The sequence below is a fragment of the Bacillus sp. FMQ74 genome (genome assembly GCF_001875785.1).
Classification (GTDB): Bacteria; Bacillota; Bacilli; order Bacillales; family Bacillaceae; genus Bacillus; species Bacillus stercoris.
On sequence record NZ_MOEO01000007.1, the window covers coordinates 86,692 to 111,047 of the forward strand.

Annotated in this window: 24 protein-coding genes, 1 pseudogene and 2 riboswitches; of the genes and pseudogenes, 17 read left to right on the forward strand and 8 right to left on the reverse strand. The window is 45.5% G+C overall.

Annotated elements, in window-relative coordinates:
* The 4 genes from BLL41_RS14330 to BLL41_RS14345 all read left to right on the forward strand — a co-directional run bounded on the left by BLL41_RS14330 (position 1) and on the right by BLL41_RS14345 (position 6,707).
* On the forward strand, positions 1 to 2,112 hold the full coding sequence (locus tag BLL41_RS14330; RefSeq protein ID WP_071578377.1) for a cellulose biosynthesis cyclic di-GMP-binding regulatory protein BcsB: 2,112 nt from the start codon (positions 1 to 3) through the stop codon (positions 2,110 to 2,112).
* Positions 2,113 to 2,247: 135 nt separating this feature from the next.
* Positions 2,248 to 2,391, forward strand: a riboswitch (cyclic di-AMP (ydaO/yuaA leader).
* A 193-nt stretch (positions 2,392 to 2,584) separates the two neighbouring features.
* Positions 2,585 to 4,408 (forward strand): potassium transporter KimA, encoded by a 1,824-nt coding sequence (kimA, locus tag BLL41_RS14335; RefSeq protein WP_071578378.1) that lies wholly within the window; start codon positions 2,585 to 2,587, stop codon positions 4,406 to 4,408.
* A gap of 58 nt (positions 4,409 to 4,466) precedes the next feature.
* Positions 4,467 to 4,919: an NUDIX hydrolase gene (locus BLL41_RS14340; RefSeq protein WP_071578379.1), complete on the forward strand. Its 453-nt coding sequence runs from the start codon at positions 4,467 to 4,469 to the stop codon at positions 4,917 to 4,919.
* A gap of 63 nt (positions 4,920 to 4,982) precedes the next feature.
* The gene (locus BLL41_RS14345; protein ID WP_071578380.1) at positions 4,983 to 6,707 is read left to right on the forward strand and encodes a pyruvate oxidase; all 1,725 of its coding nucleotides are present in this window, start codon (positions 4,983 to 4,985) and stop codon (positions 6,705 to 6,707) included.
* Between the two features lie 295 nt (positions 6,708 to 7,002).
* Here BLL41_RS14345 and BLL41_RS14355 read toward each other — a convergent pair whose 3' ends face one another.
* The 4 genes from BLL41_RS14355 to BLL41_RS14370 form a co-directional block, all read right to left on the reverse strand.
* Positions 7,003 to 7,269 (reverse strand): hypothetical protein, encoded by a 267-nt coding sequence (locus BLL41_RS14355; RefSeq protein ID WP_038827757.1) that lies wholly within the window; start codon positions 7,267 to 7,269, stop codon positions 7,003 to 7,005.
* A 102-nt stretch (positions 7,270 to 7,371) separates the two neighbouring features.
* Complete coding sequence (locus BLL41_RS14360; RefSeq protein ID WP_014662829.1) at positions 7,372 to 8,649, reverse strand: Nramp family divalent metal transporter; 1,278 nt, start codon at positions 8,647 to 8,649, stop codon at positions 7,372 to 7,374.
* Between the two features lie 229 nt (positions 8,650 to 8,878).
* Positions 8,879 to 9,136: a GlsB/YeaQ/YmgE family stress response membrane protein gene (locus tag BLL41_RS14365; protein WP_071578495.1), complete on the reverse strand. Its 258-nt coding sequence runs from the start codon at positions 9,134 to 9,136 to the stop codon at positions 8,879 to 8,881.
* A 77-nt stretch (positions 9,137 to 9,213) separates the two neighbouring features.
* On the reverse strand, positions 9,214 to 9,666 hold the full coding sequence (locus BLL41_RS14370; RefSeq protein WP_071578382.1) for a DUF2188 domain-containing protein: 453 nt from the start codon (positions 9,664 to 9,666) through the stop codon (positions 9,214 to 9,216).
* A 117-nt stretch (positions 9,667 to 9,783) separates the two neighbouring features.
* Here BLL41_RS14370 and BLL41_RS14375 point away from each other — a divergent pair, with 117 nt between their 5' ends.
* The 4 genes from BLL41_RS14375 to BLL41_RS14390 all read left to right on the forward strand — a co-directional run bounded on the left by BLL41_RS14375 (position 9,784) and on the right by BLL41_RS14390 (position 11,931).
* Complete coding sequence (locus BLL41_RS14375) at positions 9,784 to 10,602, forward strand: EcsC family protein (RefSeq protein ID WP_071578383.1); 819 nt, start codon at positions 9,784 to 9,786, stop codon at positions 10,600 to 10,602.
* Between the two features lie 127 nt (positions 10,603 to 10,729).
* A complete protein-coding gene (gene gsiB / locus BLL41_RS14380) occupies positions 10,730 to 11,101 on the forward strand; it encodes a glucose starvation-inducible protein GsiB (protein ID WP_003234357.1) in 372 nt (123 codons plus the stop codon).
* 135 nt (positions 11,102 to 11,236) lie between these two features.
* Positions 11,237 to 11,569 (forward strand): cupin domain-containing protein, encoded by a 333-nt coding sequence (locus BLL41_RS14385; protein WP_015482823.1) that lies wholly within the window; start codon positions 11,237 to 11,239, stop codon positions 11,567 to 11,569.
* A gap of 2 nt (positions 11,570 to 11,571) precedes the next feature.
* Positions 11,572 to 11,931, forward strand: a complete 360-nt coding sequence (locus BLL41_RS14390; protein WP_071578384.1) for a YdbC family protein — start codon at positions 11,572 to 11,574, stop codon at positions 11,929 to 11,931.
* A 36-nt stretch (positions 11,932 to 11,967) separates the two neighbouring features.
* On the opposite strand, the gene BLL41_RS14395 is transcribed toward BLL41_RS14390, so the two are convergent.
* Together BLL41_RS14395 and dctB are read right to left on the reverse strand one after the other, a co-directional pair.
* On the reverse strand, positions 11,968 to 12,789 hold the full coding sequence (locus tag BLL41_RS14395; protein ID WP_015382816.1) for a manganese catalase: 822 nt from the start codon (positions 12,787 to 12,789) through the stop codon (positions 11,968 to 11,970).
* 85 nt (positions 12,790 to 12,874) lie between these two features.
* On the reverse strand, positions 12,875 to 13,927 hold the full coding sequence (dctB, locus tag BLL41_RS14400; protein WP_071578385.1) for a C4-dicarboxylate TRAP transporter substrate-binding protein DctB: 1,053 nt from the start codon (positions 13,925 to 13,927) through the stop codon (positions 12,875 to 12,877).
* Positions 13,928 to 13,996: 69 nt separating this feature from the next.
* Here dctB and dctS point away from each other — a divergent pair, with 69 nt between their 5' ends.
* From dctS to BLL41_RS14445, 9 genes are all read left to right on the forward strand, one after another.
* Positions 13,997 to 15,604, forward strand: a complete 1,608-nt coding sequence (gene dctS / locus BLL41_RS14405; RefSeq protein WP_071578386.1) for a two-component system sensor histidine kinase DctS — start codon at positions 13,997 to 13,999, stop codon at positions 15,602 to 15,604.
* Positions 15,594 to 16,280 (forward strand): two-component system response regulator DctR, encoded by a 687-nt coding sequence (dctR, locus tag BLL41_RS14410; protein WP_071578387.1) that lies wholly within the window; start codon positions 15,594 to 15,596, stop codon positions 16,278 to 16,280. Before dctS ends, dctR begins: the two co-directional genes overlap by 11 nt.
* 113 nt (positions 16,281 to 16,393) lie before the next feature.
* Positions 16,394 to 17,659 carry a C4-dicarboxylate transporter DctP gene (gene dctP, locus BLL41_RS14415; protein WP_071578388.1) on the forward strand — a complete coding sequence of 422 codons (1,266 nt, stop codon included), beginning with the start codon at positions 16,394 to 16,396 and terminating at the stop codon, positions 17,657 to 17,659.
* Between the two features lie 148 nt (positions 17,660 to 17,807).
* Entirely contained in the window at positions 17,808 to 18,860 is a 1,053-nt protein-coding gene (locus BLL41_RS14420) for an AI-2E family transporter (protein ID WP_071578389.1), read from the forward strand.
* A 48-nt stretch (positions 18,861 to 18,908) separates the two neighbouring features.
* A riboswitch (cyclic di-AMP (ydaO/yuaA leader) is annotated at positions 18,909 to 19,039 on the forward strand.
* 72 nt (positions 19,040 to 19,111) lie between these two features.
* Positions 19,112 to 20,350 (forward strand): dicarboxylate/amino acid:cation symporter, encoded by a 1,239-nt coding sequence (locus tag BLL41_RS14425; RefSeq protein ID WP_071578390.1) that lies wholly within the window; start codon positions 19,112 to 19,114, stop codon positions 20,348 to 20,350.
* Between the two features lie 90 nt (positions 20,351 to 20,440).
* Positions 20,441 to 21,367, forward strand: a complete 927-nt coding sequence (locus tag BLL41_RS14430; protein WP_071578391.1) for an ABC transporter ATP-binding protein — start codon at positions 20,441 to 20,443, stop codon at positions 21,365 to 21,367.
* Positions 21,360 to 22,127 (forward strand): ABC transporter permease, encoded by a 768-nt coding sequence (locus BLL41_RS14435; RefSeq protein WP_071578392.1) that lies wholly within the window; start codon positions 21,360 to 21,362, stop codon positions 22,125 to 22,127. The genes BLL41_RS14430 and BLL41_RS14435 overlap by 8 nt, the downstream gene beginning before the upstream one ends.
* 94 nt (positions 22,128 to 22,221) lie before the next feature.
* Complete coding sequence (locus BLL41_RS14440) at positions 22,222 to 22,557, forward strand: hypothetical protein (RefSeq protein WP_003225151.1); 336 nt, start codon at positions 22,222 to 22,224, stop codon at positions 22,555 to 22,557.
* A 128-nt stretch (positions 22,558 to 22,685) separates the two neighbouring features.
* A complete protein-coding gene (locus BLL41_RS14445) occupies positions 22,686 to 23,831 on the forward strand; it encodes an acyl-CoA dehydrogenase family protein (protein WP_071578393.1) in 1,146 nt (381 codons plus the stop codon).
* Between the two features lie 24 nt (positions 23,832 to 23,855).
* Here BLL41_RS14445 and fbpB read toward each other — a convergent pair whose 3' ends face one another.
* Together fbpB and BLL41_RS14455 are read right to left on the reverse strand one after the other, a co-directional pair.
* Positions 23,856 to 24,035 (reverse strand): Fur-regulated basic protein FbpB, encoded by a 180-nt coding sequence (gene fbpB, locus BLL41_RS14450; RefSeq protein WP_083252893.1) that lies wholly within the window; start codon positions 24,033 to 24,035, stop codon positions 23,856 to 23,858.
* Positions 23,989 to 24,146 (reverse strand): annotated as a pseudogene (locus tag BLL41_RS14455) (Fur-regulated basic protein FbpA). The gene fbpB and the pseudogene BLL41_RS14455 overlap by 47 nt, the downstream one beginning before the upstream one ends.
* Between the last annotated feature and the right edge of the window lie 210 nt (positions 24,147 to 24,356).

Below are 24,356 nucleotides of genomic sequence, written 5' to 3' on the forward strand. Positions count from 1 at the left end.
TTGAAACAAATAATGATTTTTCTCACAAGCTTCATGCTGCTGGCGATGGCTGGACAACCGGCTCTTGCCAAGGATGTACAGGTCAGCGGTTCGCTTCTTGGGAAAAGCAGCCAAGAACAAGCCAAACAGCAGGTGCTGACAAGCGAGCTGATTACACTGTATGGATCAAAAGACAGCGCGGAGCTGACGTATCAGATCCCGGCAGGCGCCTCTTCAGGCAATCAGCAATTGGTAATTGAATACGAAGCATCAAATCTTTTAATCTCTCCTTCATCGTTAACGGCTGTCATTGATGATGAACCAGTCAAAACGTTAAAGCTTGATGGTGATTCCAAACGGAAAACAGTGAAGCTGAATCTGAATAAAAGCCAGTCAACGCAAGGTTATCACAACGTATCGCTGAAATTTTACGGCGTAATGAAAGAGGGCGTTTGTGTCAGACAGGATACGTCTGGAAACTGGATCAAAATTTATCCGGACAGCCGGCTGACGCTTGCTGACAGCAGTGAAGCGAAGGGAACGTCGCTGGACCATTATCCGTATCCTTTCGCCCAATCTGGAAATACAGCGGAAGAAACAGCTATCGTCATTCCGGATAACCCAAGTTCAGCAGAAATAGAAGCTGCTGTTAAAACAGAAGGCTATTTGAAAACGGTGGACAGCAGTGTCAGTATTGCGTATGTCACGGAATCTGAACTGAAAAAAATCGATAAGCCGACGATTGTTATCGGCGTGGACAAGCATTGGAACGGCAAAGTGAAAAAACTGTTGAAACAAGCTGGGCTACAGGCAAAAGGAGAAAACCTTCTGCTTGCGGAGCGGGTGCTGAAAGCAGAGGGCAAACAGCAGCCGGTTCTGTTTGCGCAAGCGGCGTCCGAGGACGCGCTCGCTAAAAAAATCAGCGTGATGACAGATCAGACATACACAGGCCAGCTCAGCGGCGATACACTTTCAATCGGCAAGCTTCAGCAGACTGAAAAAAATGAAAGCGATAAGCTGACCCTTGAGAATTTTGGAGCGGGCGATATCACAATTGGAGCTGACAAAACATCTTCAGCACATTATTTTTATCCGGCTTCGGCTGTTTTAGATGAAAACCAATCAGCGAAGCTGTCGCTTAAACTGAAAAAGTCTGAAACGATTCAAGCCTCAACGGACGAAAATGAATCGGCTTCTCAGGCTGCAGAGCTGAAAGTGATGATCAACGGCCAGCCGCATTCGGTCCGTCTTGATGACTTAGGAAAAGAAGATAAAAACGGATTCTATCATGTCACGGTGAAAGTGGACCCTAAGCTGCTGCAAAAAAACCGCTACATTGATATTCAGTTCGTCACAACGGGGTTAAAGGAAAACAACCCTTGCAACACCACTGATGAAGAAAAGTGGGTCTTTATCGATAAAAGCAGTACATTAACATACGCCATCAAAGGGATGTCCCCGTCAGCGGATTTTCAAGAATGGCCGCTTCCTTACGCCGGAAATCAGGATCAAACAACGATAATCGTGCTTCCTGACACCGTAAGCCAACCGAAGCTTGAGGAGCTTTCTCTCGTAACGGAATCCTTTGGCAACGAAGCACAGCATTCATACACGGTAAAGAAATCATCTGACGTTACAGCAAACGATGTGAAAGGTCGAAACCTCATTTTTATAGGGGGGATCAATCAATTTTCTCTTCTGAAGGAGAAATCATCAGACCTGCTCGTGCCGCAGGCAAGGACCGGCTCGTTTGATGTGTCAGGCTTTGGGATGTTGAATGAGACGACAAAACAAGTGGTGTTTACCCAAGCATCACCTTGGGATTCACACTACACAATGGCTGTTTTTGCACCGGCAAAAGGAGAGGGCACGGCTGTCACGAAAGAGATCATCAATTATCTGAACAGCAACGATGATTCGGCAACCGTCCTTAATGAAACAAATAGCCAGCAGGTGTTTACAAACCATCAGCAGCTCAAATCGGAGACAAACAGCTCCGGCGCAGAACAACCAACACTGGATCATAGCCAGAAATGGATGTATATTGGTGTGCTGGCGCTTATTATGGTAATTGCGGCATTGTTCATTTGGATTGCCGTAAGACGCAGAAAAAGAAAGACAGATACAGATTAAAACAGGGGCATTTCATGCCTCTGTTTTTTTGTTTTTGGCAAGAAAGTTCCATTTGTGGAACTTGTCATTTTATTTTTTTCTCCCAGCCAATAAGCCTCTTTACAACGTGTGGGAAGGGGAGTATGATCTCTTTTAGAAAACAAATCGCTTAATCTGAAATCAGAGCGGGGGACCCATTAGAATGGCTTTTTGCCGTTGGGGTGAATCCTTTTTAGGTAGGGCTAACTCTCATATGCCCGAATCCGTCAGCTAACCTCGTAAGCGTTCGTGAGAGGAGATGAATGAAACCTGTGTTCGATGTTATGGCACAGGGGCATCCGTTTGCCTCTGTGTTTTTTGCCGTTCATTTTTAGGAATGTAAATCGCATACAGAGACATCATAGCAGAAAGGACTATTGCAAAATGTGAGAGCAAGACACTGATGTTTTATTGTTTTAATTGAAAAATGAGAAATTAAAAGGGGAAGACACCGATGTATCATTCAATCAAACGTTTTTTGATTGGGAAACCACTAAAATCTCAAGCAGCTGGAGAGCAAAAACTGACGAAATTAAAAGCCTTGGCAATGCTTTCCTCAGATGCGCTGTCATCTGTCGCATATGGGACCGAGCAAATTCTAATCATTTTAGCAACAATCAGTGCTGCCGCATTTTGGTACTCCATTCCGATTGCGGTCGGTGTTCTCATATTACTGCTCGCACTGATTCTTTCATACAGGCAAATTATTTACGCTTATCCGCAGGGCGGCGGGGCTTATGTTGTTTCGAAAGAAAACCTCGGTGAAAAGCCTGGATTGATCGCGGGCGGTTCATTGCTTGTCGATTATATTTTAACGGTAGCGGTAAGTATTTCCGCAGGCACGGACGCCATCACGTCGGCCTTTCCTGCATTGCATGATTATCATGTGCCGATCGCTATTTTTCTCGTGTTAGTGATTATGATTTTGAACCTGCGCGGGCTTTCGGAATCGGCATCCATTCTTGCCTACCCGGTTTATCTGTTTGTGGTGGCGCTATTGGTTCTCATTGCAGTCGGGTTGTTCAAGCTCATGACAGGACAAATAGACCAGCCAGTCCATCATACACCGCTCGGCACACCTGTAGCCGGCATTACGCTGTTTTTGCTGCTTAAGGCTTTTTCCTCCGGATGCTCAGCGTTGACGGGAGTTGAGGCCATTTCTAACGCCATTCCTGCTTTCAAAAACCCGCCTGCGCGAAACGCGGCAAGAACGCTTGCGATGATGGGGATTTTGCTGGCGATTCTGTTTTCTGGCATCACGGTGCTCGCATACGGATATGGAACGGCACCTAAGCCCGATGAAACAGTGGTTTCACAAATTGCATCCGAAACCTTCGGGCGGAATGTGTTCTACTATGTCATCCAAGGTGTCACATCGCTTATTTTGGTTCTTGCGGCAAATACGGGATTTTCAGCCTTCCCGCAGCTTGCCTTCAACCTGGCGAGAGACCAGTATATGCCGCGAATGTTTACAGTCAGGGGCGACCGCTTAGGCTTCTCAAATGGGATTATCTTTTTAGGCTTTGCGTCCATTGTTCTCATTATCTTATTCGGAGGACAGACGGAGCACTTAATCCCGTTATATGCTGTGGGCGTATTTATTCCATTTACGCTTTCACAAACCGGCATGTGCGTTAAATGGATCAAGCAAAAACCAAAAGGCTGGATCGGAAAAATGCTGATCAACTCCTGTGGCGCTCTGATCTCATTTATGGTTCTATCCATTCTGTTTGTGACGAAGTTTAATGTCGTATGGCCTGTGTTAATCTTTATGCCTATCGTCGTTTTGCTGTTTTTTGCGATTAAAAATCACTATACAGCGGTTGGTGAACAGCTTCGCATCGTAGACAAAGAGCCGGAAGAAATCAAAGGCACCGTTGTGATTGTGCCTGTGGCCGGTGTCACCACCGTCGTGCAAAAATCGATTCACTATGCGAAATCACTGTCCGATCAGGTGATCGCCGTTCACGTGTCATTTGACAGAGAACAGGAAAAGAAAGTCGAAAAACGCTGGGAAGAGCTTAATAACGGAGTGCGTCTCGTTACGCTTCACTCCTCGTACAGAAGCCTTGTCCATCCGTTTGATAAGTTTTTAGAAACAGTTGAGGCAAAAGCGAAGAAGGAGCAGTTTTCCGTTATGGTGCTGTTTCCGCAATTTATAACGAAAAAACGCTGGCACACCATCCTTCACAACCAATCGGCCTTCCTCCTCAGAGTACGGTTGTTCTGGAAAAAGGACATAATGGTTGCCACACTGCCGTATCATTTTAAAAAGTAAAGCTCTAGGGCCAAGGGAGTCACCTTGGTCTTTTTTTGCGGGAAAGGGAGGAATGGCGGTGTATACACAAGGTGCTTTTGTGATCGTACTGAACGAAAATCAGCAGATTCTATTGGTCAAACGAAAAGATGTTCCTTTATGGGATCTGCCGGGCGGCAGGATTGATCCGGGGGAATCGGCTGAGGCAGCGGCAGTACGTGAAGTATTGGAAGAGACAGGATACAATACAGCGCTTTCTGCGAAAATAGGTGTTTATCAAAGACTGAAGTTTCTAGATGAACAGCATGTGTTTTTTGGAAGCATAACAGGCGGACAAGCAATAGCGGACGGCACAGAGACAGCACGATTAAAGTGGTTTTCTCCGCAGCGTTTGCCGCTTTTTATGGTGCCGAACCGAAAACGGCAAATCAAAGATTACGTGAATGGCACCTTAAACGCAGCCATCACCCTCAAGGACGTCGGCATGCTTGCGGCGATCGATCTGTTGAAAAGAAGACTGGGCAAGCGATAAAGGTCTCGGGGTTTTAAAGCCTTTCTCCTGTGGTATTGAAAAAAGGAAAAAGGAGGATACGTTATGGCACACAAAACTGCAGGACAAGCAATGACAGAGCTGCTTGAGCAATGGGGAGTTGATCATGTTTACGGCATCCCCGGAGATAGTATAAATGAGTTTATTGAAGAATTAAGACACGAAAGAAATCAACTGAAGTTCATTCAAACCCGCCATGAAGAGGTGGCGGCACTGGCAGCCGCGGCTGAAGCAAAACTCACCGGCAAGATCGGAGTCTGTCTGTCGATCGCTGGACCGGGGGCTGTGCACTTATTAAATGGTTTATATGATGCAAAAGCGGACGGCGCCCCTGTGCTGGCGATTGCAGGACAGGTTTCTTCTGGCGAAGTCGGACGGGACTATTTCCAGGAGATTAAGCTGGAGCAAATGTTTGAGGACGTGGCTGTGTTCAACAGAGAGGTACATAGCGCGGAATCACTTCCGGATCTCTTAAATCAGGCGATCAGGACCGCCTACAGCAAAAAAGGCGTTGCGGTATTGAGCGTGTCAGATGATCTGTTTGCGGAGAAAATCAAACGCGAGCCTATGTATACTTCACCAGTGTATATTGAAGGGAACCTTGAACCGAAAAAAGAACAGCTCGTCACCTGCGCCCAATATATTAATAATGCTAAGAAGCCGATTATCTTGGCGGGGCAGGGTATGAAAAAGGCGAAACGGGAGCTCTTAGAATTTGCGGACAAAGCCGCCGCTCCGATCGTTGTCACACTACCGGCAAAAGGCGTCGTTCCCGATAAGCACCCGCATTTTCTCGGCAACCTCGGGCAGATCGGAACAAAGCCGGCTTACGAGGCAATGGAGGAATGTGATTTATTAATCATGCTCGGAACGTCATTCCCGTACCGCGATTATTTACCTGATGACACACCGGCAATCCAGCTCGATTCAGACCCGGCGAAAATCGGAAAACGGTATCCGGTGACAGCGGGCCTTGTCTGCGATTCGGTTCTCGGCCTGCGCGAATTGACAGAGTATATTGAACGCAAGGAAGACAGAAGATTCCTGAATGCCTGCACAGAACATATGCAGCATTGGTGGAACGAAATTGAAAAAGATGAGACAGAGGCAACAACACCGCTTAAACCCCAGCAGGTCGTGGCACGTCTTCAGGAAGCGGCTGCTGATGATGCGGTGCTCTCTGTAGATGTCGGCACTGTGACAGTTTGGATGGCGCGTCATTTCAAAATGAACGCGAAACAGGATTTCATCGTTTCCAGCTGGCTTGCGACAATGGGATGCGGCCTGCCGGGAGCGATCGCAGCAAGCTTGTCCGAACCGGAACGCCAAGCGATTGCCGTCTGCGGTGACGGGGGATTTTCCATGGTCATGCAGGATCTTCCGACCGCCGTCAAATATAAGCTCCCGATCACGGTTGTCATTTTAAACAATGAAAATCTCGGCATGATTGAGTATGAGCAGCAGGTCAAAGGCAATATCGACTATGTCACAAAACTTCAAAATGTCGACTATGCCGCATTTGCAGAAAGCTGCGGAGCAAAGGGCATTAAAGTGACCAAAGCGGAAGAGCTTGCGCCGGCTTTCCATGAGGCGCTGCACTCTGACCAACCTGTCGTTGTGGATGTCATGATTGGAAACGAACCGCCGCTTCCTGGCAAAATCACCTACGGGCAGGCAAAAGGCTTTAGCAAGTACATGCTGAAAAACTTCTTCGAAAACCAAAAAATCGAAATGCCATCACTGAAGAAAAGTTTGAAGCGGTTATTCTAAAAAAAAGAGGCCCTTTTAGAGGCCTCTTTTTAGTGTTGGAAACAAATGTATTTCAGGTTATCCTTGTACTATATTGGTATGAGGAGGATTACATGTTTGAGTTCATAAAATTATCGTTGTATGTATTAGGATCTGCAGGAATGATCTATGCGTCATATCACGATTTTCACCATGCTCAAAACGGACAAAAGGACAAATGCATCTTCTTTCAAAGCAAAAAGATCAGCGCATTTGTCCTTGTATGTTTCATTTGTTTATTCTTATCAAATTTCACAAAACTCTTCTCGGTATAGGGCTATTTCTCTTTTTTCTTCAGCCCGAAGAAGAAAGGAAAAGCAGAACCGACCAAGAAGGTGCCGAATAAAAACATGCCGCCGATAAACACGTGGAAATTCGTGTGTCCGGCTGTAAACGCGGTGATCAAGGAAATGATACTGAGCACGATCATGGCAATGCCAGGTGCGACTCTCATTTTCCCCTTGGATTTATAGGCAGCGACAGAACATATAATGCCGATTACAATAGGAACAATCCACAAATAAAACAGAATAAATACTGACATATCAAAACTCCGATTTTTTCTTCTATCATAACAAATTTCTGTCAAAAAGGGTATCAATGAGCTTTTGCCAAAAATAAAAAACCGGCTTTTGCAGCCGGTTTTTTATCGAAACGTATCTACAATTAAAAACACATTCAAAGCGACGATCAATACCGCAATCAGCCAAGACACCACTGTGACCCATTTGGCGTTGATCAGAGATCCCATGATCCGTTTATTGCTTGTAAACAGAATAAGCGGAATGAGGGCAAAGGCGATCCCGAAGGACAGCACGACCTGGCTCAATACGAGAGCGGTCGTCGGATTAACGCCAGACGCGATGATCAGGATCGGCGGAATGATCGTGATAAACCGCCGTACATAAAGCGGGATGCGGTAGTTGATAAATCCTTGCATAATCACGTCGCCTGAAAGTGTGCCGACAGACGAACTGGATAGCCCGGCAACGAGCAGCCCAATCCCGAATAAAGCCGCAGACATAGGGCTGACAAGATGTCCGAATTGCTGAAACGCGACATCAAGGTCCTCAACAAACAGGCCGTTTTTGAAGAATAATGCGGCAGCCACAATCAGCATACTTGCATTAATAGCTCCTGCAATCAGCATCGCTATTAAAATATCAATAAATTCAAATCTGAAGATTTTTTTCCGTTCTGCATCCGTTTTGCCGACCACCCGCCGCTGTGTAAGGGCAGAGTGCAAATAAATGGCGTGCGGCATAACAGTTGCGCCGAGAATACCCGCGGCAAGAAGCACACTGTCAGTGCCATGAAACGCCGGGACAAAGAGGCCCTTCATCACTGACACGGCATCAGGCTTTGCGAAAAATGTCTGCAGTGCAAAGGCGATCACGACTACAAACAGCATACCGGCAATGCCGGCTTCAAGTGAGCGATAACCGCGGCGCTGAAGCTCCAAGATCGCGAAAGAACCGATCGCCGCTATAATAGACGCTTCAAGCATCGGAATGCCGAACAGCAAATACAGTCCCAGAGCCGCTCCGATAAATTCCGCCAGATCAGTTGCGATAATGACAAGCTCGCCCTGAATCCATAATCCGATCGAGACAGGCTTCGGGAACTCTTCACGGGCAACCTCAGGCAAATTTTTGCCTGTCGCAATACCAAGTTTGGCGGATAGGGATTGAATTAAAAGCGCCATGATATTAGAAAATAATATCACCCATAAGAGCATGTATCCGTATTTAGAACCCGCCGAAATATTCGTTGCGAAGTTGCCGGGATCAATATAGGCAATGGCTGCTATAAATGCAGGGCCCAGAAAAGGGAGCAGCCCTCTGAATCCTCTGATTTTCCCGTCAAGCGCATCTTGGACGGCTTTGGAACGGGGAGATTGTGCTGTGATGTCCTTGTTCATCATGTCTCACCTGAATTCTGATTGTTTTTGCCGTACAACAAAGAGTTTCCTTAAGGCAAATTATTTTATCTACATCATATGACCATCCCGGTTTCTTGTCAACCGAAAATGTTCAAAATACACTTCTGAATTTTTCCCTGTTATGTAACATGATATGTAGGGATTCGGGATAAGGTCCCATATAAAAAGGCATCGTTTCAGTTCGAAACGATGCCTCCTGTATCAAATCAGTCTAGGCTTCCTTCCGCAGCCCGCGGAATATCAGGCCCAGCAAGAATACGAAGATGGCTGCCCCGATGATGGCCGGGAAAATAGCAAAGCCTGCGAGGCTCGGTCCCCATGTGCCAAGAAGTCCGTGCCCGATCCAAGCACCGATCAGCCCGGCAATCATAGAGCCGAAAATTCCTCCCGGCAGCCGATTTCCTGCAATGGCGCTTCCAATTAATCCGATAACAATAGCAACCACTAATGAAACCAAAAAGCTAAGCATCATGATCACCTCTCATAAATGATTTACCAATCAATAACCGCTCCTGCTCATTTCGAAACACCTAAAAGCATATCGCTTTATGATCCCGTTTTGATCTTTCTATGAACACTGCCGTCAGCCAAATGAACAACGACCTCAGTGCCTTTATGCGCAGCGATTTCCTTTGCCCGTTCAATCGCTTCTCTCTTTGTATCCTTGATGTCAGACGCGCGTTTGGCTCCCTCGGCTTTGACTGCCCAGCCGTTTTTATGCTTGATGACATGCTCTGCTTTATCCATGAGTTCAGGGTCTCCGCCGCTGTTGGAACCTTCATCGTGTTCTGTCTCGTCATCATGTTTGAGGAAATCATCAATTTCATCTGTAGAGGCGTTTTCCGCCCATTCCTTCGCTTTGCTTGTCGCAATCGGGATCGCACGTCCGTCCTCATATCCCTCATCAATCATCGCATTCGCAATCTCAATTGCTTTTTTCTTGACCGGCTTCTCAAGGTTCTTTAATGAAGCGGGATAATCCTTCATCGACCATGGCATGTCCATCACTCCTTTTTCTTTTATAAAAATGGTACCCGCAGGTGAAAAATAAAAACGCACCTGAACAAATGAATGTATACTATATAGTAGAAAAAACGGAAGGGAAGTGCGGATTGGGTGCCAACAGAACGAAAAGAAGACTTACATCAGCAATTAAAAGAGATAGAGAAATGGGAAAAAGCTCAGCAAAAAGTCTGGTTTTGGGAAAAGCTCAGCCGTCTCCCGTTTCAGCTGCTGGACAAGCTGACACCTGAATTCATTCAGAAAAAGATCGGCAAGCTCTTGGATGAGATCGGCAGTTTTATTCAAACAGGCGGACAGTACCTGACATCTGAAAAACAGATTATCAGGATGTTTCAAAAGAAATTGCCGGAGGAGATCTTTGAATCACTGGAGGACGTCCGGAAAGCGCCTCTTCCTGTCATGGATGAAATTGCGGAAGGAATGGGCAAAAACAGAATCAACGCAGCAACCGTTCAAGGCGCGACAACCGGTGTGGGCGGCGTGTTTACGCTGGCGGCAGACATTCCGGCAGTGCTTGGCTTATCACTAAAAACATTACAGGATATCGCAGTTGCATACGGCTATGACCCAAAGGAGAAAAAAGAACGCGTCTTCATAGTGAAATGTTTGCAGCTGACGTCGGCTGATGTTGTCGGCAAAAGATCGATTTTGCAAGAATTAAAACACTACGATCAAGACCGTACATATAAGAATGTCGCATCTCAAATCCAAGGCTGGCGTGAAGTCGTTTTAGGCTATCGAGACACGTTCGGCTGGAAAAAGCTTTTCCAGCTGGTGCCGGTCGCCGGAATGGTTTTTGGCGCCGCTGCCAATCGCTCAACATTAAACGACATTACCGAGACAGGCATGATGCTGTACAAAAAGAGGCGCATTCTTGAACGACTGAAAGATACAGAACGAGAGATGGAATAGCAGAAAGCAGACGGACACCGCGCTCCGCCTGCTTTTTTATTGAAAACACACCCAATGTGTTTTGTTTGTTTAAAAGAATTGATAGCGGGAATACAACAACCAACACCAATTAAAGGAGGAATTCAAAATGGCAGACGATAACAAAATGAGCAGAGAAGAAGCAGGTAGAAAAGGCGGAGAAACAACAAGCAAGAACCATGACAAAGAATTCTATCAAGAGATTGGGAAAAAAGGCGGAGAAGCCACTAGCAAAAACCATGACAAAGAATTCTATCAAGAAATCGGTGAAAAAGGCGGAGAAGCCACTAGCGAAAATCATGACAAAGAGTTCTATCAAGAAATCGGTGAAAAAGGCGGAGAAGCCACTAGCGAAAATCATGATAAAGAATTCTATCAAGAAATCGGCCGTAAAGGCGGAGAGGCTACAAGCAAAAATCATGATAAAGAATTCTACCAAGAAATCGGCTCAAAAGGCGGAAACGCCCGCAACAACGACTAATCAAAAGTATAAAGGCAGACAACCTGTAAATAAAAAAGCAAAGCGATCCGGCACATCAGCTGGATCGCTTTTTTTGGAATCTTCTCAATTTATGCTACTATTGCGATACAATAAGTGAAAAAGGGGTTTTCGCTAATGTCCAAGATGCAAAACTTGCTCGCCATCGCAAATGAAGTCAAAGAAAAGCACGCTAATTTTTCAATTTCAGAGGTCAACGACCACTGCGTGCGCCTTGCGGTGTTTACGGGAGAATATGACTGGCACCATCACCCTGACTCAGACGAATTGTTTATTGTTCTTGAAGGGGAGCTGCTGATCGATTTTAAGGACAAAGAAACCGCGGTGCTCAAAGCAAATGACAGCCTGCTCATCCCGAAAGGCACGGTTCACCGCACACGCTCTTACGTCAGAACGGTAAATCTCTGTGTGGAGCATAAACAAGCCGAAACCGTCATCATAGAGGAGTAGCCATGCTAATCAAAAAGATCATATGTGAAGTAGACGCTGCAAACGCTGAAGCATTTGCAAAAGCGCAGTCACAGTGGGGAGCGCTATCACATGTGAATGGCTTCATCAAACAGGCCGGCGGCTGGCGAAAAACGATAGACGAGCCGCTCACCGCAGAAATCATCAGTGTATGGGAAAACAGAGAAGCCTATGATCATTTTATGGAGAATGAACATGACAGCATATACGAGGAAAACGATCAGAAGGCTGTAATTCTTTCGATAGAGGTAACGGTGTACGAAGAGGATAAACCGTTCGTTCACGATCTGTTACATAACCCCGATATCCGGTACGAACCAGACTGGACGGTTCTGAAGGCATAATCAAAGCCCAAAACATCATGTTTTGGGCTTGTCTCTTTACTCGCGTCCCGGAAGTGTATTATGAACAAAAGGCGGTGCTGGTTTTAACTCCGGTTTTTCTCCAAACGTTTTTGCTTCTTTTACATATTCAAAGGCTTCTCCGTCCGGCGCTTTTTCATTCAGCCAGTTTTGCTTGGCGCTTTCTTCGCCTTCAGAGAAATTGATAAGCTGATGTGAGAACTCTTGTTTTTCGAGCGCTTTCGGGAATGTACCCGGCACAACCGGACCTTCCTGTGCTTCTAATTCTTTAATGGCGGCGAGCCATTGATTTTGGTGCATCGTGTCACGTGCCAGCAGGAAGCTGAGCATATCTTTGACGCCTTTGTCATCCGTCATTTCAAACAGGCGTGCGACCTGCAGACGGCCCTGTGATTCCGCATTCAGGTTGGCGCGGAAGTCTGCCAGCAGGTTTCCGCTTGCTACGATATAACCGCCGCTCCAAGGTACGCCTGTACTGCTTTCAGGCATAGCGCCAAGTCCTGATACAATCGCATGGTGAGGGTTCATGCCGCCTAGGATGGAGCCGATGACCGGATCTTCAGCAGCTTTTTCCTGCTGATCAAGAGGTGCATCCTCAAGAAGTCTGGCAATCATTGTTGCAATCATTTCAACATGCCCGAGCTCCTCGGTTGCCGTATCCATCAGCAAGTCCTTGTATTTTTCATTTCCTCTTGTGTTCCAGCCTTGAAATAAGTACTGCATGGCAACTGAAATTTCTCCGAATTGCCCGCCTAAAATTTCTTGCATTTTTTTAGCGAATAATGGATCTGGACGATCTGGTTTAGCAGGATGCTGCAGCATTTTTGTGTGCTTAAACATGTACCCATCTCCTTTTTTCGTTTATCTCTTTTTATATTTCCGCTCGTTTGAAAGATAAACGAAAAACAGCGTATCGAGATGGGAGCTATGAATCTTTTCGCAGCTCCAACAGTTCCTTGATCAGCTTCCGGCCAAAGATTGGCTCGTACTGCCGGTATACAGGATCAAGACGCTTCATCCATTCTTTTTTCTCTTTATCCGACAGCTCATAAATATGTATAGCAGAATTCTTTTTGATTTCCTCCAGCTGCTCCTTGTTCATTTGTTCGGCATACGTTTCATTCCACTCCGTCGTCTCCTTCATCGCTTCAGTCAAAATGCGCCTTGTTTCTGGGGTTTGCGACTTCCAGAAGTGTTCATCAGTCATGACAGCGTAGCCGAGGTAACCGTGGCTGCTTATTGTCAAATAGTCCTGAACATTATAAAATTTTTTAGAATAGATGTTTGAGATTGTATTTTCTTCACCATCAACTACATTGTTTTCTAACAGCTGAAAGGTAGAATTGAAGGATTCCTGATGAGGTATTGCGCCAAGCAGCTTGAACTGATCCTCTATCACATCGCTTTGCATAATGCGCAGATCCTGCCCTTTTAAATCATCCGGTGTTTTGACCGGCCCTTGATTTGTCGTGATTTGTTTAAAGCCGTTCGTCCAATAGGCCAGTCCTTTTAATTGGTTTTTCTTTAGAGAATCAAACAGCTGTGTGCCGATGCTTCCATTCAGCCCTTTTTTGGCGGCATTGTAATCTGTAAAAGCATACGGCAGATCCAGCACTCCCCATTCAGGCGAGAGCATGCCGAGCTTGGATGTTGAGGGGGCGATAAATTGAACATCGCCGTTTTGCAATGCTTCGATTTCTTCAATGTCCGAGTACAGGCTTCCATTCGGAAATACTTCTATTTTTATTTTCCCGCCTGATTTTTCGTTCACCAGATCAGCGAATTTATTGGCGGCCAGCCCTTTTGGCGTATTTTCAGCAACCACGTGGCTGAATTTAAATACGATTTGATCCTGCAAGCCTTCCTGGTCGTCATCATAAACAAGCTCTTTATTGCCGGTATGATCATGGAATCCGATAAATAAAGCGGTTGCAATTCCAGCGATCATCAGTGCGAGACATGCAAGCAAACTCTTCATGAAAAGTCCTCCCCTATGTTAAGGATAATGGGGGCAATGACATTCGTAAAGACCTGAAAGGAGAAGCTGATGAACAAAAAGAAGCTCTCAATCCGTTGGAAAATCACGATCTTATCCTATATACTCGTCATTTTCTCCTTTTTGATCGGCGGCATTGTGCTCATTGGCAACATTCAGCATACAGAGGAGCGGGAGCTGAAAAAGCGGCTGATGAATACGGCCCGGACGGTGTCAGAGATGACAGAAGTGAAAGAAGCCTTGGCGCGAAAAAAACGAACAGAAGCGGTTCGCCATGCGGTTGAAGAAATCAGGATGATTAATGAAGCAGACTATATTGTCGTCATGGATATGAATCACATCCGATATACGCATCCTGTCAGCACTAGCATCGGCAAGAAATCAGAGGGAGCAGACGAGGAGGCGGCGTTTGCGGAGCACATTTATTTCTCTGAAGCAAAGGGCGAGATCGGCACAGCGGTTCGCGCTTTTTATCCGGTTAAAGATCAAGACCTGAACCAAATAGGCGTGGTGCTTGTCGGAAAAACGCTGCCGGGGATTGCTGACATCCTGCTTCATTTAAAGCGTGATATCGCATTCATCGTTGTGCTGACACTCGGCTTCGGGCTTGCGGGTTCCTTTTTGCTTGCCCGTCATATCAAAAAACAAATGTTTCAGCTTGAGCCTCATGAGATTGTCCGAATGTATGAAGAGCGGACGGCAACGTTTCACTCGATGAATGAAGGGGTGATCGCCATTGACAACCGTCTCATCATTACGATTTTCAATGAAAAAGCGAAACAGATCTTTGAAGTGCAGGGGAATCTGATCGGCAAGGTGATCTGGGAGGTTCTCAAGGATTCGCGCCTGCCCGAAATCGTGGAGCGAAACAAAGCGGTTTATAATGAAGAAATTCGTGTCAGCGGTAAGGTCATCATGAGCAGCAGAATTCCGATCGTCATGAAGAAAAAAGTGATCGGCGCCGTCGCGATTTTTCAGGACAGAACGGAAGCGGCCAAGATGGCAGAGGAATTAACTGGTGTCAGAAACTTTGTGGAGGCGCTCCGTGTCCAAAATCACGAGCATATGAATAAGCTGCACACGATCGCTGGTCTCATCCAGTTAGGGAAATCTGAAAAAGCCTTGCAGCTTGCATTCCAGGCGTCAACTGAGCAGGAAAATGTGACTGAATTTCTGCACCGCTCGATTCAAAATGACGCTGCGGCAGGCCTTCTATTAAGTAAAATCAGAAGGGGAAGAGAGCTCGGCATTGCTGTTCATATAGATGAAAACAGCAGTCTTCAGCAATTTCCCGAGCATGTTGATCAGCATGATATCGTCGTGCTTTTGGGGAATCTGATTGAAAATGCCTTCGGTTCATTTGAAACCGTTCAATCTGATGACAAACGAATTGACATTAGTATCGAACAAACGGATGATATCCTTGCTATTTTAATAGAAGATAACGGTTGCGGGATTGAACAGGCACATATGCCGCGCCTTTACGACAAAGGTTTTACGGTCAATAAAACAGGCGGCACAGGCTATGGCCTGTATTTAGTGAAACAAATCATAGACAAAGGATCGGGCACGATAGAAGTTGATTCACATGCGGGGCAGGGGACATCTTTTTCTATCGTTTTTCCAATGAAGGGGGAGGAAGCACAGCATGGCTCGTAAAGAATGGAAAGTTCTGCTCATTGAAGACGATCCGATGGTTCAAGAGGTCAATAAGGATTTTATTACAACTGTTAAAGGCTTTACTGTCTGTGCAACAGCAGGAAACGGAGAGGAAGGCATTAAGCTGATTAAAGAAGAACAGCCCGATCTCGTCATTCTCGATGTGTACATGCCGAAAAAAGACGGCATCAAGACCTTGCAGGAGATCAGAAAGCAAAAGCTTGAAGTGGATGTCATTGTCGTCTCCGCTGCAAAGGACAAGGAAACGATCTCACTCATGCTGCAAAACGGGGCGGCTGACTATATCTTAAAGCCGTTTAAGCTTGAGCGAATGAGACAGGCGCTCGAAAAGTACAAGCAATATAAACAAAAAATCGAAGCGAATGATACGCTGTCCCAGGAACAGCTCGATGCGATCCTGAATATTCCGCAGCAGGCCGTACAGAACCTGCCGAAAGGGTTGAATCACTTCACGATGAATGAAGTCACTGCTTTTTTGACACAGCAAACCGCATCCCTTTCTGCGGAAGAGGTCGCCAAGGCGCTCGGCATCGCCAGAGTGACAGCCAGACGATATCTTGATTACTTAGAAAAAACCGGGATCATCAAATTGGACGTTCAATACGGCGGAGTCGGCCGGCCTGTCAACCGCTACGTGTTAAAAGGAGAAACCTGAGACCAAAAAGACCAAAATGTCCGTTATGATCATAAACTTCCCCAGACTATATGAAAACGCTATCATTCTAGTAAGAAAGACACAAAGGCGAATAGGACAGGGGGATGAAGGATATGAAACTGTTTAAAAATTTAACAGTTCAGGTCATAACCGCGGTTGTCATCGGGGTCATTGTCGGGCTGGTCTGGCCGGATGTCGGCAAAGAAATGAAACCGCTTGGCGATACATTTATCAACGCTGTTAAAATGGTGATCGCGCCAATCATTTTCTTCACAATCGTTCTCGGGATTGCAAAAATGGGCGATATGAAGAAGGTTGGAAAAGTAGGGGGAAAAGCGTTTATCTATTTCGAGGTTGTCACCACCCTCGCACTCATTATCGGTTTATTTGTCGTCAACATAATGAAGCCGGGTGCGGGTCTTGATTACAGCAAACTTGAAAAGGGAGATGTATCACAATACACGCAAAATGGCGGTCAGGGAATCGACTGGATTGAATTTGTAACACACATTGTTCCGTCCAACATGGTTGATGCCTTCGCAAAAGGGGACATTTTGCAGGTCTTATTCTTTTCTATTCTTTTCGGAGTCGGTCTTGCAGCATTAGGTGAAAAAGGGAAAAGCGTGATTGATTTCTTCGACAAGATTTCTCACGTCTTTTTCAAAATTATCGGCTACATCATGCGTGCCGCGCCAATCGGGGCATTCGGGGCGATGGCGTATACGATCGGGCACTTTGGGCTTGATTCCATCAAACCGCTGGCAAGCTTAATGATGTCTGTTTATATTACGATGTTCCTGTTCGTATTTGTTGCTTTAAATATCATCTGCAAGCTTTACGGATTCAGCCTGTGGAATTATCTGCGCTTCATTAAAGATGAGCTTCTGATCGTGCTTGGCACAAGCTCTTCCGAATCGGTGCTTCCGCGTATGATGGATAAAATGGAGCGCTACGGCTGTTCCAAATCCGTTGTCGGGCTTGTTATTCCGACGGGCTATTCGTTTAACCTCGACGGCACATCCATTTATTTATCAATGGCGACTGTCTTTTTGGCACAGGTGTTTGGAGTAGACCTCAGTATCGGCCAGCAAATTACGATTATCCTCGTTCTGATGCTGACATCGAAGGGAGCGGCAGGTGTGACGGGGAGCGGATTTATCGTCCTTGCATCAACGCTGTCAGCGCTTCAGGTCATCCCGCTGGAGGGTCTTGCGCTCCTGCTTGGTGTCGACCGTTTCATGAGTGAAGGAAGAGCCATTGTGAACCTGATCGGAAACGGAATCGCCACGATCATTGTTGCAAAAAGCGAAAATGAATTTGATGAAGCAAAAAGCGTAGAGGCTGTTGAAGGCATGAAAAAAATGAAAACAGCAGTTTGAAAAAAGAACGGCCCATCCATGGGGCCGTTTTTTTAATTGTTTAAGAATTATTAAGGTAAGGACAGAGACCTCAGCATTTTTTTGTTATATAATTTACAAATGGATACTATATTGAATGAAGGACGTTTGTCCTAACAGGAGTGTATAAATGGCCGCTTTAGTTAAATTTTTTCAGCACCCGGGAGTAAGGCGTTTCTCCATCTTTGTCGTGTTAACTGGTGTGTTATATCTATTTAAGAGCATGATCAACTTAATATTGCTTACCTTCATTTTCACGTTTCTAATGGATCGTTTGGAGCTTGTCGTGCGGCAGTTTGTAAGCCAGTTCTTCCGCGTGAGCCAGCGGGTTGTCATTACGTTTCTTTACATGCTGCTGGCTGTGCTACTAACAGTGGGGGGTTTTGTGTTTTATCCGGTCGTCGCGGCGCAGATCCAGCAGCTGGTCAAGCAGATTAAACATATTGCGTATCACCCTGACAGCATCCCTTTCTTTGATGAGATCACCAGTGTTTTCGGAGATATCAACATCAGTTCATATGTCAAAGAGGGTTTCAATGTAGTGTATACGTATCTGGCCGATATCAGCACATTCGGTTTGCAGATCGTGATGGCGCTTATTCTCAGCATGTTTTTCTTATTTGAGAAAAAACGCCTATCTGAATTCATGGCGAAATTTAAAACGAGCAAACTGAGGGTTTTTTATGAGGAAATTGCTTTTTTCGGAAGCAAATTTGCAAGAACGTTCGGCAAGGTGCTTGAGGCACAATTTATCATTGCGCTCGTCAATTGTATTCTGACGTTTATCGCGCTTTGGATTATGCATTTTCCGCAGCTGTTTGGGCTGTCTATTATGGTGTTTTTCCTTGGACTGATCCCTGTGGCAGGCGTCGTCATTTCCCTGATTCCGCTCAGCATTATCGCCTACAGCACTGGCGGCGGAATGTATGTGGTCTACATTGTGCTGGTCATATTCGCCATTCATGCGATCGAAACCTATTTCTTAAATCCGAAGCTGATGTCTGCGAAAACAGAGCTGCCAATCTTTTTCACCTTCACAGTACTCATTTTCTCTGAACACTTTTTCGGCATTTGGGGCTTAATTATCGGAATTCCGATCTTTGTATTTCTCCTTGATATTCTTGATGTCACCAACAAGGAGGATCGACCTAAAAGATCCCGAGAAAAAAGTAACAAAAAATAGTTTACAAAATTGGATCTTTTCTGTATAAATAAAATAGATCATATAATAGTAAGCCACACGCTTAATCCTGTCATAAGGAGTGGGGGACCCGATCTTTTGGGGTTAATTTTTCATCTGAAAAACGGACATCTCTTCGTCCGAACCCGGCAGCTAACCTCATCAGCGTGAAGAGAGAGTCCTGTGGTTTGATTGTATAGCCAAAGCCCGCGGGAGTCTCTCGCGGGCTTTTTTCAAAAGAGGGAGGAATGCGGATGAAGCTGGCTACAAAGATTATCATTGCATTGGTGCTGGGTGCTGTGACGGGGATTATTCTTAACGTAACATCACCTGAATTATTTGAAAATTTAAATAAGTTTGTATTTGGTCCTCTTGGCACCATCTTTTTAAACCTCATTAAAATGCTTGTCGTTCCGATTGTCTTTTTCTCACTAACGCTGGGAGTAGCCGGGCTGGGTGACCCTAAGAAGCTTGGCAGAATCGGCGTGAAAGCCATTTCTTATTTTCTCATCACGACTGCAGTCGCTATTACGATTGCCATCATTTTAGCTCTTGTCATCAAACCGGGAGAGTTCGGAACGTATGATACTTCATCTGCCGAATTCACTGCTGAAAAAGCCCCAAGCATTGCAGACACTCTGTTAAACATTATTCCGACCAATCCTGTTCAAGCGATGACGGAAGGAAATATGCTTCAAATTATTGCTTTTGCCATTTTTGTCGGACTAGGGATTACAATGCTCGGAAAAAAAGCGGATATGCTGCTCAAAGTCGTTGAACAAGGAAATGAATTGATGATGTACTTGGTGAATCTTGTCATGAAGTTCGCTCCGTATGGTACATTCGGTCTGATTGCGACAGCTATCGGAAGCCAAGGATTCAGTGCAATGAAAGCGATGGGATTGTACATGATTGTGGTAATCGTTGCATTGCTGATACATGCAGTCGTTACCTACGGATCTACGGTGGCGCTTCTAGCCAGAAGAAACCCGATCACGTTCTTTAAAGATTTCTCAGAGGTTATGGTTGTGGCGTTCAGTACCTCCAGCAGCAATGCGACACTCCCGGTATCCATGGATGTGGCACAGAGAAAATTAAAAGTGCCTGAGCCGATCAGCAGCTTCGTCCAGCCGCTCGGTGCGACAATTAACATGGACGGAACAGCCATCATGCAGGGGGTAGCCACTGTCTTCATTGCGCAGGTGTTCGGGCATGATCTGACATTTACGCAGCTGCTGATGGTAATATTGACGGCTGTACTGGCAAGTGTCGGAACCGCTGGTGTTCCGGGAGTCGGTTTGATTATGCTAGCCATGGTGCTTCAATCTGTCGGCCTGCCTGTCGAGGGAATCGGATTGATTCTTGGAATTGACCGCTTGCTTGATATGCTCCGTACAGTGGTGAACACAACAGGTGACGCGGCCTGCGCTGTTATCATTACAGAAACCGAAAAGGATAAGCAGCCTGAGCAAACGCCGACTCTATCGGTTTAACCAAACATTTGGAAGCAACAAATGCTATAATACAAACAGTGCCTAATTTTGGGCACTGTTTATTTTTGGTCGAAAAAGGAGGAAGGCTTTATGGCTGAGCCGATTTTACATATTGAAGGCCTAGATAAAAAGATTGGGTCTAAAGCGATTTTAAAACAGATCAGCATGGACGTCATGGAGGGTGAAATCATCGGTCTGCTCGGTCCGAATGGTTCTGGAAAAACAACACTTATCCGTATCATCGTCGGGCTGCTAAAACAAAACAGCGGAAGCGTGACAATCAGCGGATTCCAGCATGATACAGAGTTTGAAAAAGCGATGGAAGCGGTTGGAGCGATCGTTGAGAACCCTGAGTTCTATCCGTACCTGACAGGCTGGGAAAACCTCAAGCACTTTGCGAATATGCACAAAAAAATAGCGGATGAACGGCTTGATGAGGTGGTAGAACGTGTCGGGCTGACGTCAGCAATTCATGATAAGGTGAAAACCTATTCCCTTGGGATGCGCCAGCGTCTGGGAATCGCCCAGGCAATTCTTCACCGGCCGAAGCTTCTCATTCTAGATGAACCGACAAACGGCCTCGATCCTGCGGGGATGAAGGATTTTCGCGATCATATTAAGGAGCTCGCAGAAGTGGAAGGAACAGCAGTCCTGTTCGCCACCCATTTATTGCGCGAGGTTGAAGATCTGTGCGACCGTGTCATCATCATTCAAAAGGGTGAGATCAAAGCGGAAGTCCGTTTACAAGGAACTGATCAAACCACAGAAAAAGCGATTATAGAAGTGCAGCCGCAAGAAAAAGCGCTCAATTGGCTGACAGGCAATCAATATCAAGCTGAGCGCCAAGCTGGGACGATTGTAGTTGAGGTAGCAAAAGAAAACATTCCGGAGCTGAACCGATCACTTGTCGGACAAGGTCTGAATGTATTTTCCATTACGCCTTACACGCAATCACTGGAAGACGAATTTATAAAAGCGACGACTGCTCATCAAGAGGAGGGAGAAGAGCTTGTCTAAATTAATTTGGAATGAACATATGAAACTTTTTAATCGGAAGGTCACTTTGGTTTCCCTGATCCTGATGGCTGTCTTTCAATTCTTCATGGCATTGATCATTAAACGGATTGTCATCAGTGCCGGGACAGATGAAAACTTCATCGGCTATTTATCGTATACACCGAGCCTGAACATTTTGCTGCAGGCTTTAACGATCGTGATTGCAGCAACAATTATTTCGATGGAATTTGATAAAAAGACGATCAAATTTCTGCTCATTCGGCCGGTTAAACGCCAAAAGGTTTTTTGGTCAAAATTAATCACAGTCGTAATGGTAAGCTTTTATTTGTATTTGGCATACTACATTTTGGCTTTATTATTCGGTCTCGTGTTTTTTGGCACATCCGTGACCTCGGAATCACAGACATTGCTGATAAACACCTTGGCGCTGATCGGGTCAAACTGGCTTGAAGCCGTGATGATGGGATTATTCGGCCTGCTTTGTTCTTCGCTTTTCCGAAATAGCGCGGTAGCAGTTGTTGTTTCTTTTGTCGTTTTATACGGAGCGAGTACACTTGTTCAGCTCATGAAGTTGTTTGAAAACAAGTGGGGCAGCTTTTTGCTTTTTGCGAACACTGACTTTACGCAATACGGAAGCGGACAGACAGCGTTGTTTTCAGGCATGACGCCATTGTTTTCAATTGGGATCATCATCATACATGCCATATTCTTCATTGTCGTTGGCTGGTGGTGCTTCTGTAAACGTGATGTTCGGGTCTAAAGGCAAGGAATGACATTTTTGTGAAAAAGCTCACGTAAATCAATATCATTTGATATTTTGGTTTATACTAAAGGTACTGACGGAGGTGTCTCGATTGAGGAACTTTATTACCGCTTTACCGATCGTATTGCTGCTTGGATTCTCATTTGTGTCATTCATGTTTCAGTTTGAACATCTTGTTTATTTCAGGCTCGCGCTAGGGTTGTTTTCTCTCGTGGGGCTGTACATGATATATAAAATGAAGACGGGCATTCGCTATTTTATCATCTATCTGTATGCCAGCTGGATTGTGTTGGCTGCAGTGACCGCTTTTGAAGAGCCGATTTTCTCAAGCTTTTTCTTTGGCGGCCTGGTGATGACAATGGGTTACCTGACATATATGCTGATTTATCTCGGCATGAAACAAGACCGGGATGCAAATCCTGTGTAAACACGCTGTTCCCTAGGGGAACAGCGTGTTTTTCTTACTGGACAAAAAGATTAACAGTTGCGGAAAAATGGCAGGAAATCTATAATACATATTAAATTTATCGGAATTAAAACTTGGGAGGCTGCCGGATGTCATTATTTATACAAAACGATCAACAACGGCAATGGATGGAGAAAATCGGACGGATTGCGGATGAATTTCAGCAAACAGCTGCTGAAGATGATGAACAGGGACGTTTTCCTGTGGAGAAAATACAAAAACTGCGTGATGCTGGTTATACGGCATTAACATTGCCAGCTTCTCATGGTGGAGGGGGCATTTCTGTTTACGATATGCTCCTGTTTCAAGAGCGGCTTGCGCGGGGAGATGCTCCTACGGCTCTTAGCATCGGCTGGCATTTGAGCGTAATCGGGGAGCTTGGAGAAGGCAACAGCTGGGATGAAAACGTATTTGCATTTGTGGCCAAGGAAGTCCAAAACGGAGCCGTCATTAACAGGGCGGCGACTGAAGCGAAAACCGGAAGCCCGACAAGAGGAGGGCGTCCGGGTACAAACGCCGTCAAAAAGGATGGCAAATGGGCAGTGAACGGAAGAAAAACCTTTACGACAATGTCACAAGCACTGGATTATTTTTTAGTAACCGCATGGATTGAAGACAAACAAACAACAGGCGTGTTTCTCATTCATAAAGATGATCCCGGTTTGTCGATTGAAGAAACGTGGGATATGATGGCGATGCGGGCGACAGGGAGCCATGATCTTGTACTGAACGAAGTCATGCTTGAAGAGAATAAGCTGGTCGAATTGCTTCAAGGGCCTCGTGGAGCTAAGCCGAATGGCTGGCTGCTTCATATTCCGGCGATTTATCTTGGTGTGGCTCAAGCTGCGCGTGACTATGCAGTTCAATTCGCATCTGAGTATTCTCCAAACAGTTTGAAGGGACCGATCAAGGATGTTCCGGCCGTACAGCAAAGGACAGGCGAAATGGAGCTTGAACTGCTTAATGCCAGACACTTTCTTTTCCATATCGCTCAATTGTATGACGATCCGGAGCGGCGTCCACACTTGACAAGCGAGCTCGGTGCGGCGAAACATATTGTCACAAACGCTGCGCTGTCTGTTGTTGATAAAGCGATGAGAATTGCCGGGGCCAAAAGCCTTGAACGAACCAACCCGCTCCAGCGCTATTACCGTGATGTGCGCGCCGGTCTCCACAACCCGCCGATGGATGACGCCGTGATACACAAGCTGGCAGCAGAAGCGTTTAAGTCATAAAAAAAAGAGCCTTTCCGGCTCTTTTTATGTATTGTTTTGCTCTTGCAGATTTTTTTGATGCTTTCGGTCGATCCTGTCATAAATAACATTCATCAGCTTTGGATTGCCCATAATCGCCTCTTTGTTTTCCTGGATTAGCTGTTGGTAAGTTTTTATTTTACGCTTCGGCATGCTCCGGCTCCCTCCTGACATGTTTGTATTCACTTTCTAAAGCGACAATTCATACAGATGACGCTTTGACTTTTTGTATATACCATTCTGTATTAACAGATGAATGAGCTGTTTTTTTCTGATTTCTGCAGACTGAGGTGTCATTGTGTCACCAACCTCCAATCAAACGATATTGATAATCATTATCAATTAACCTCAGTATACAATGTCCGCAATAGCCTGTAAAGGCGAAAACAGTCCTATTCTTTGCCAATTTACAAACATTCAACAAATCGACAAAAAGTTTCCCGGGCAATAATTACTGTCGAAATGTCCCGCTTCATTGAACGCTGTTCTGCTATTTTTCATGTTTTG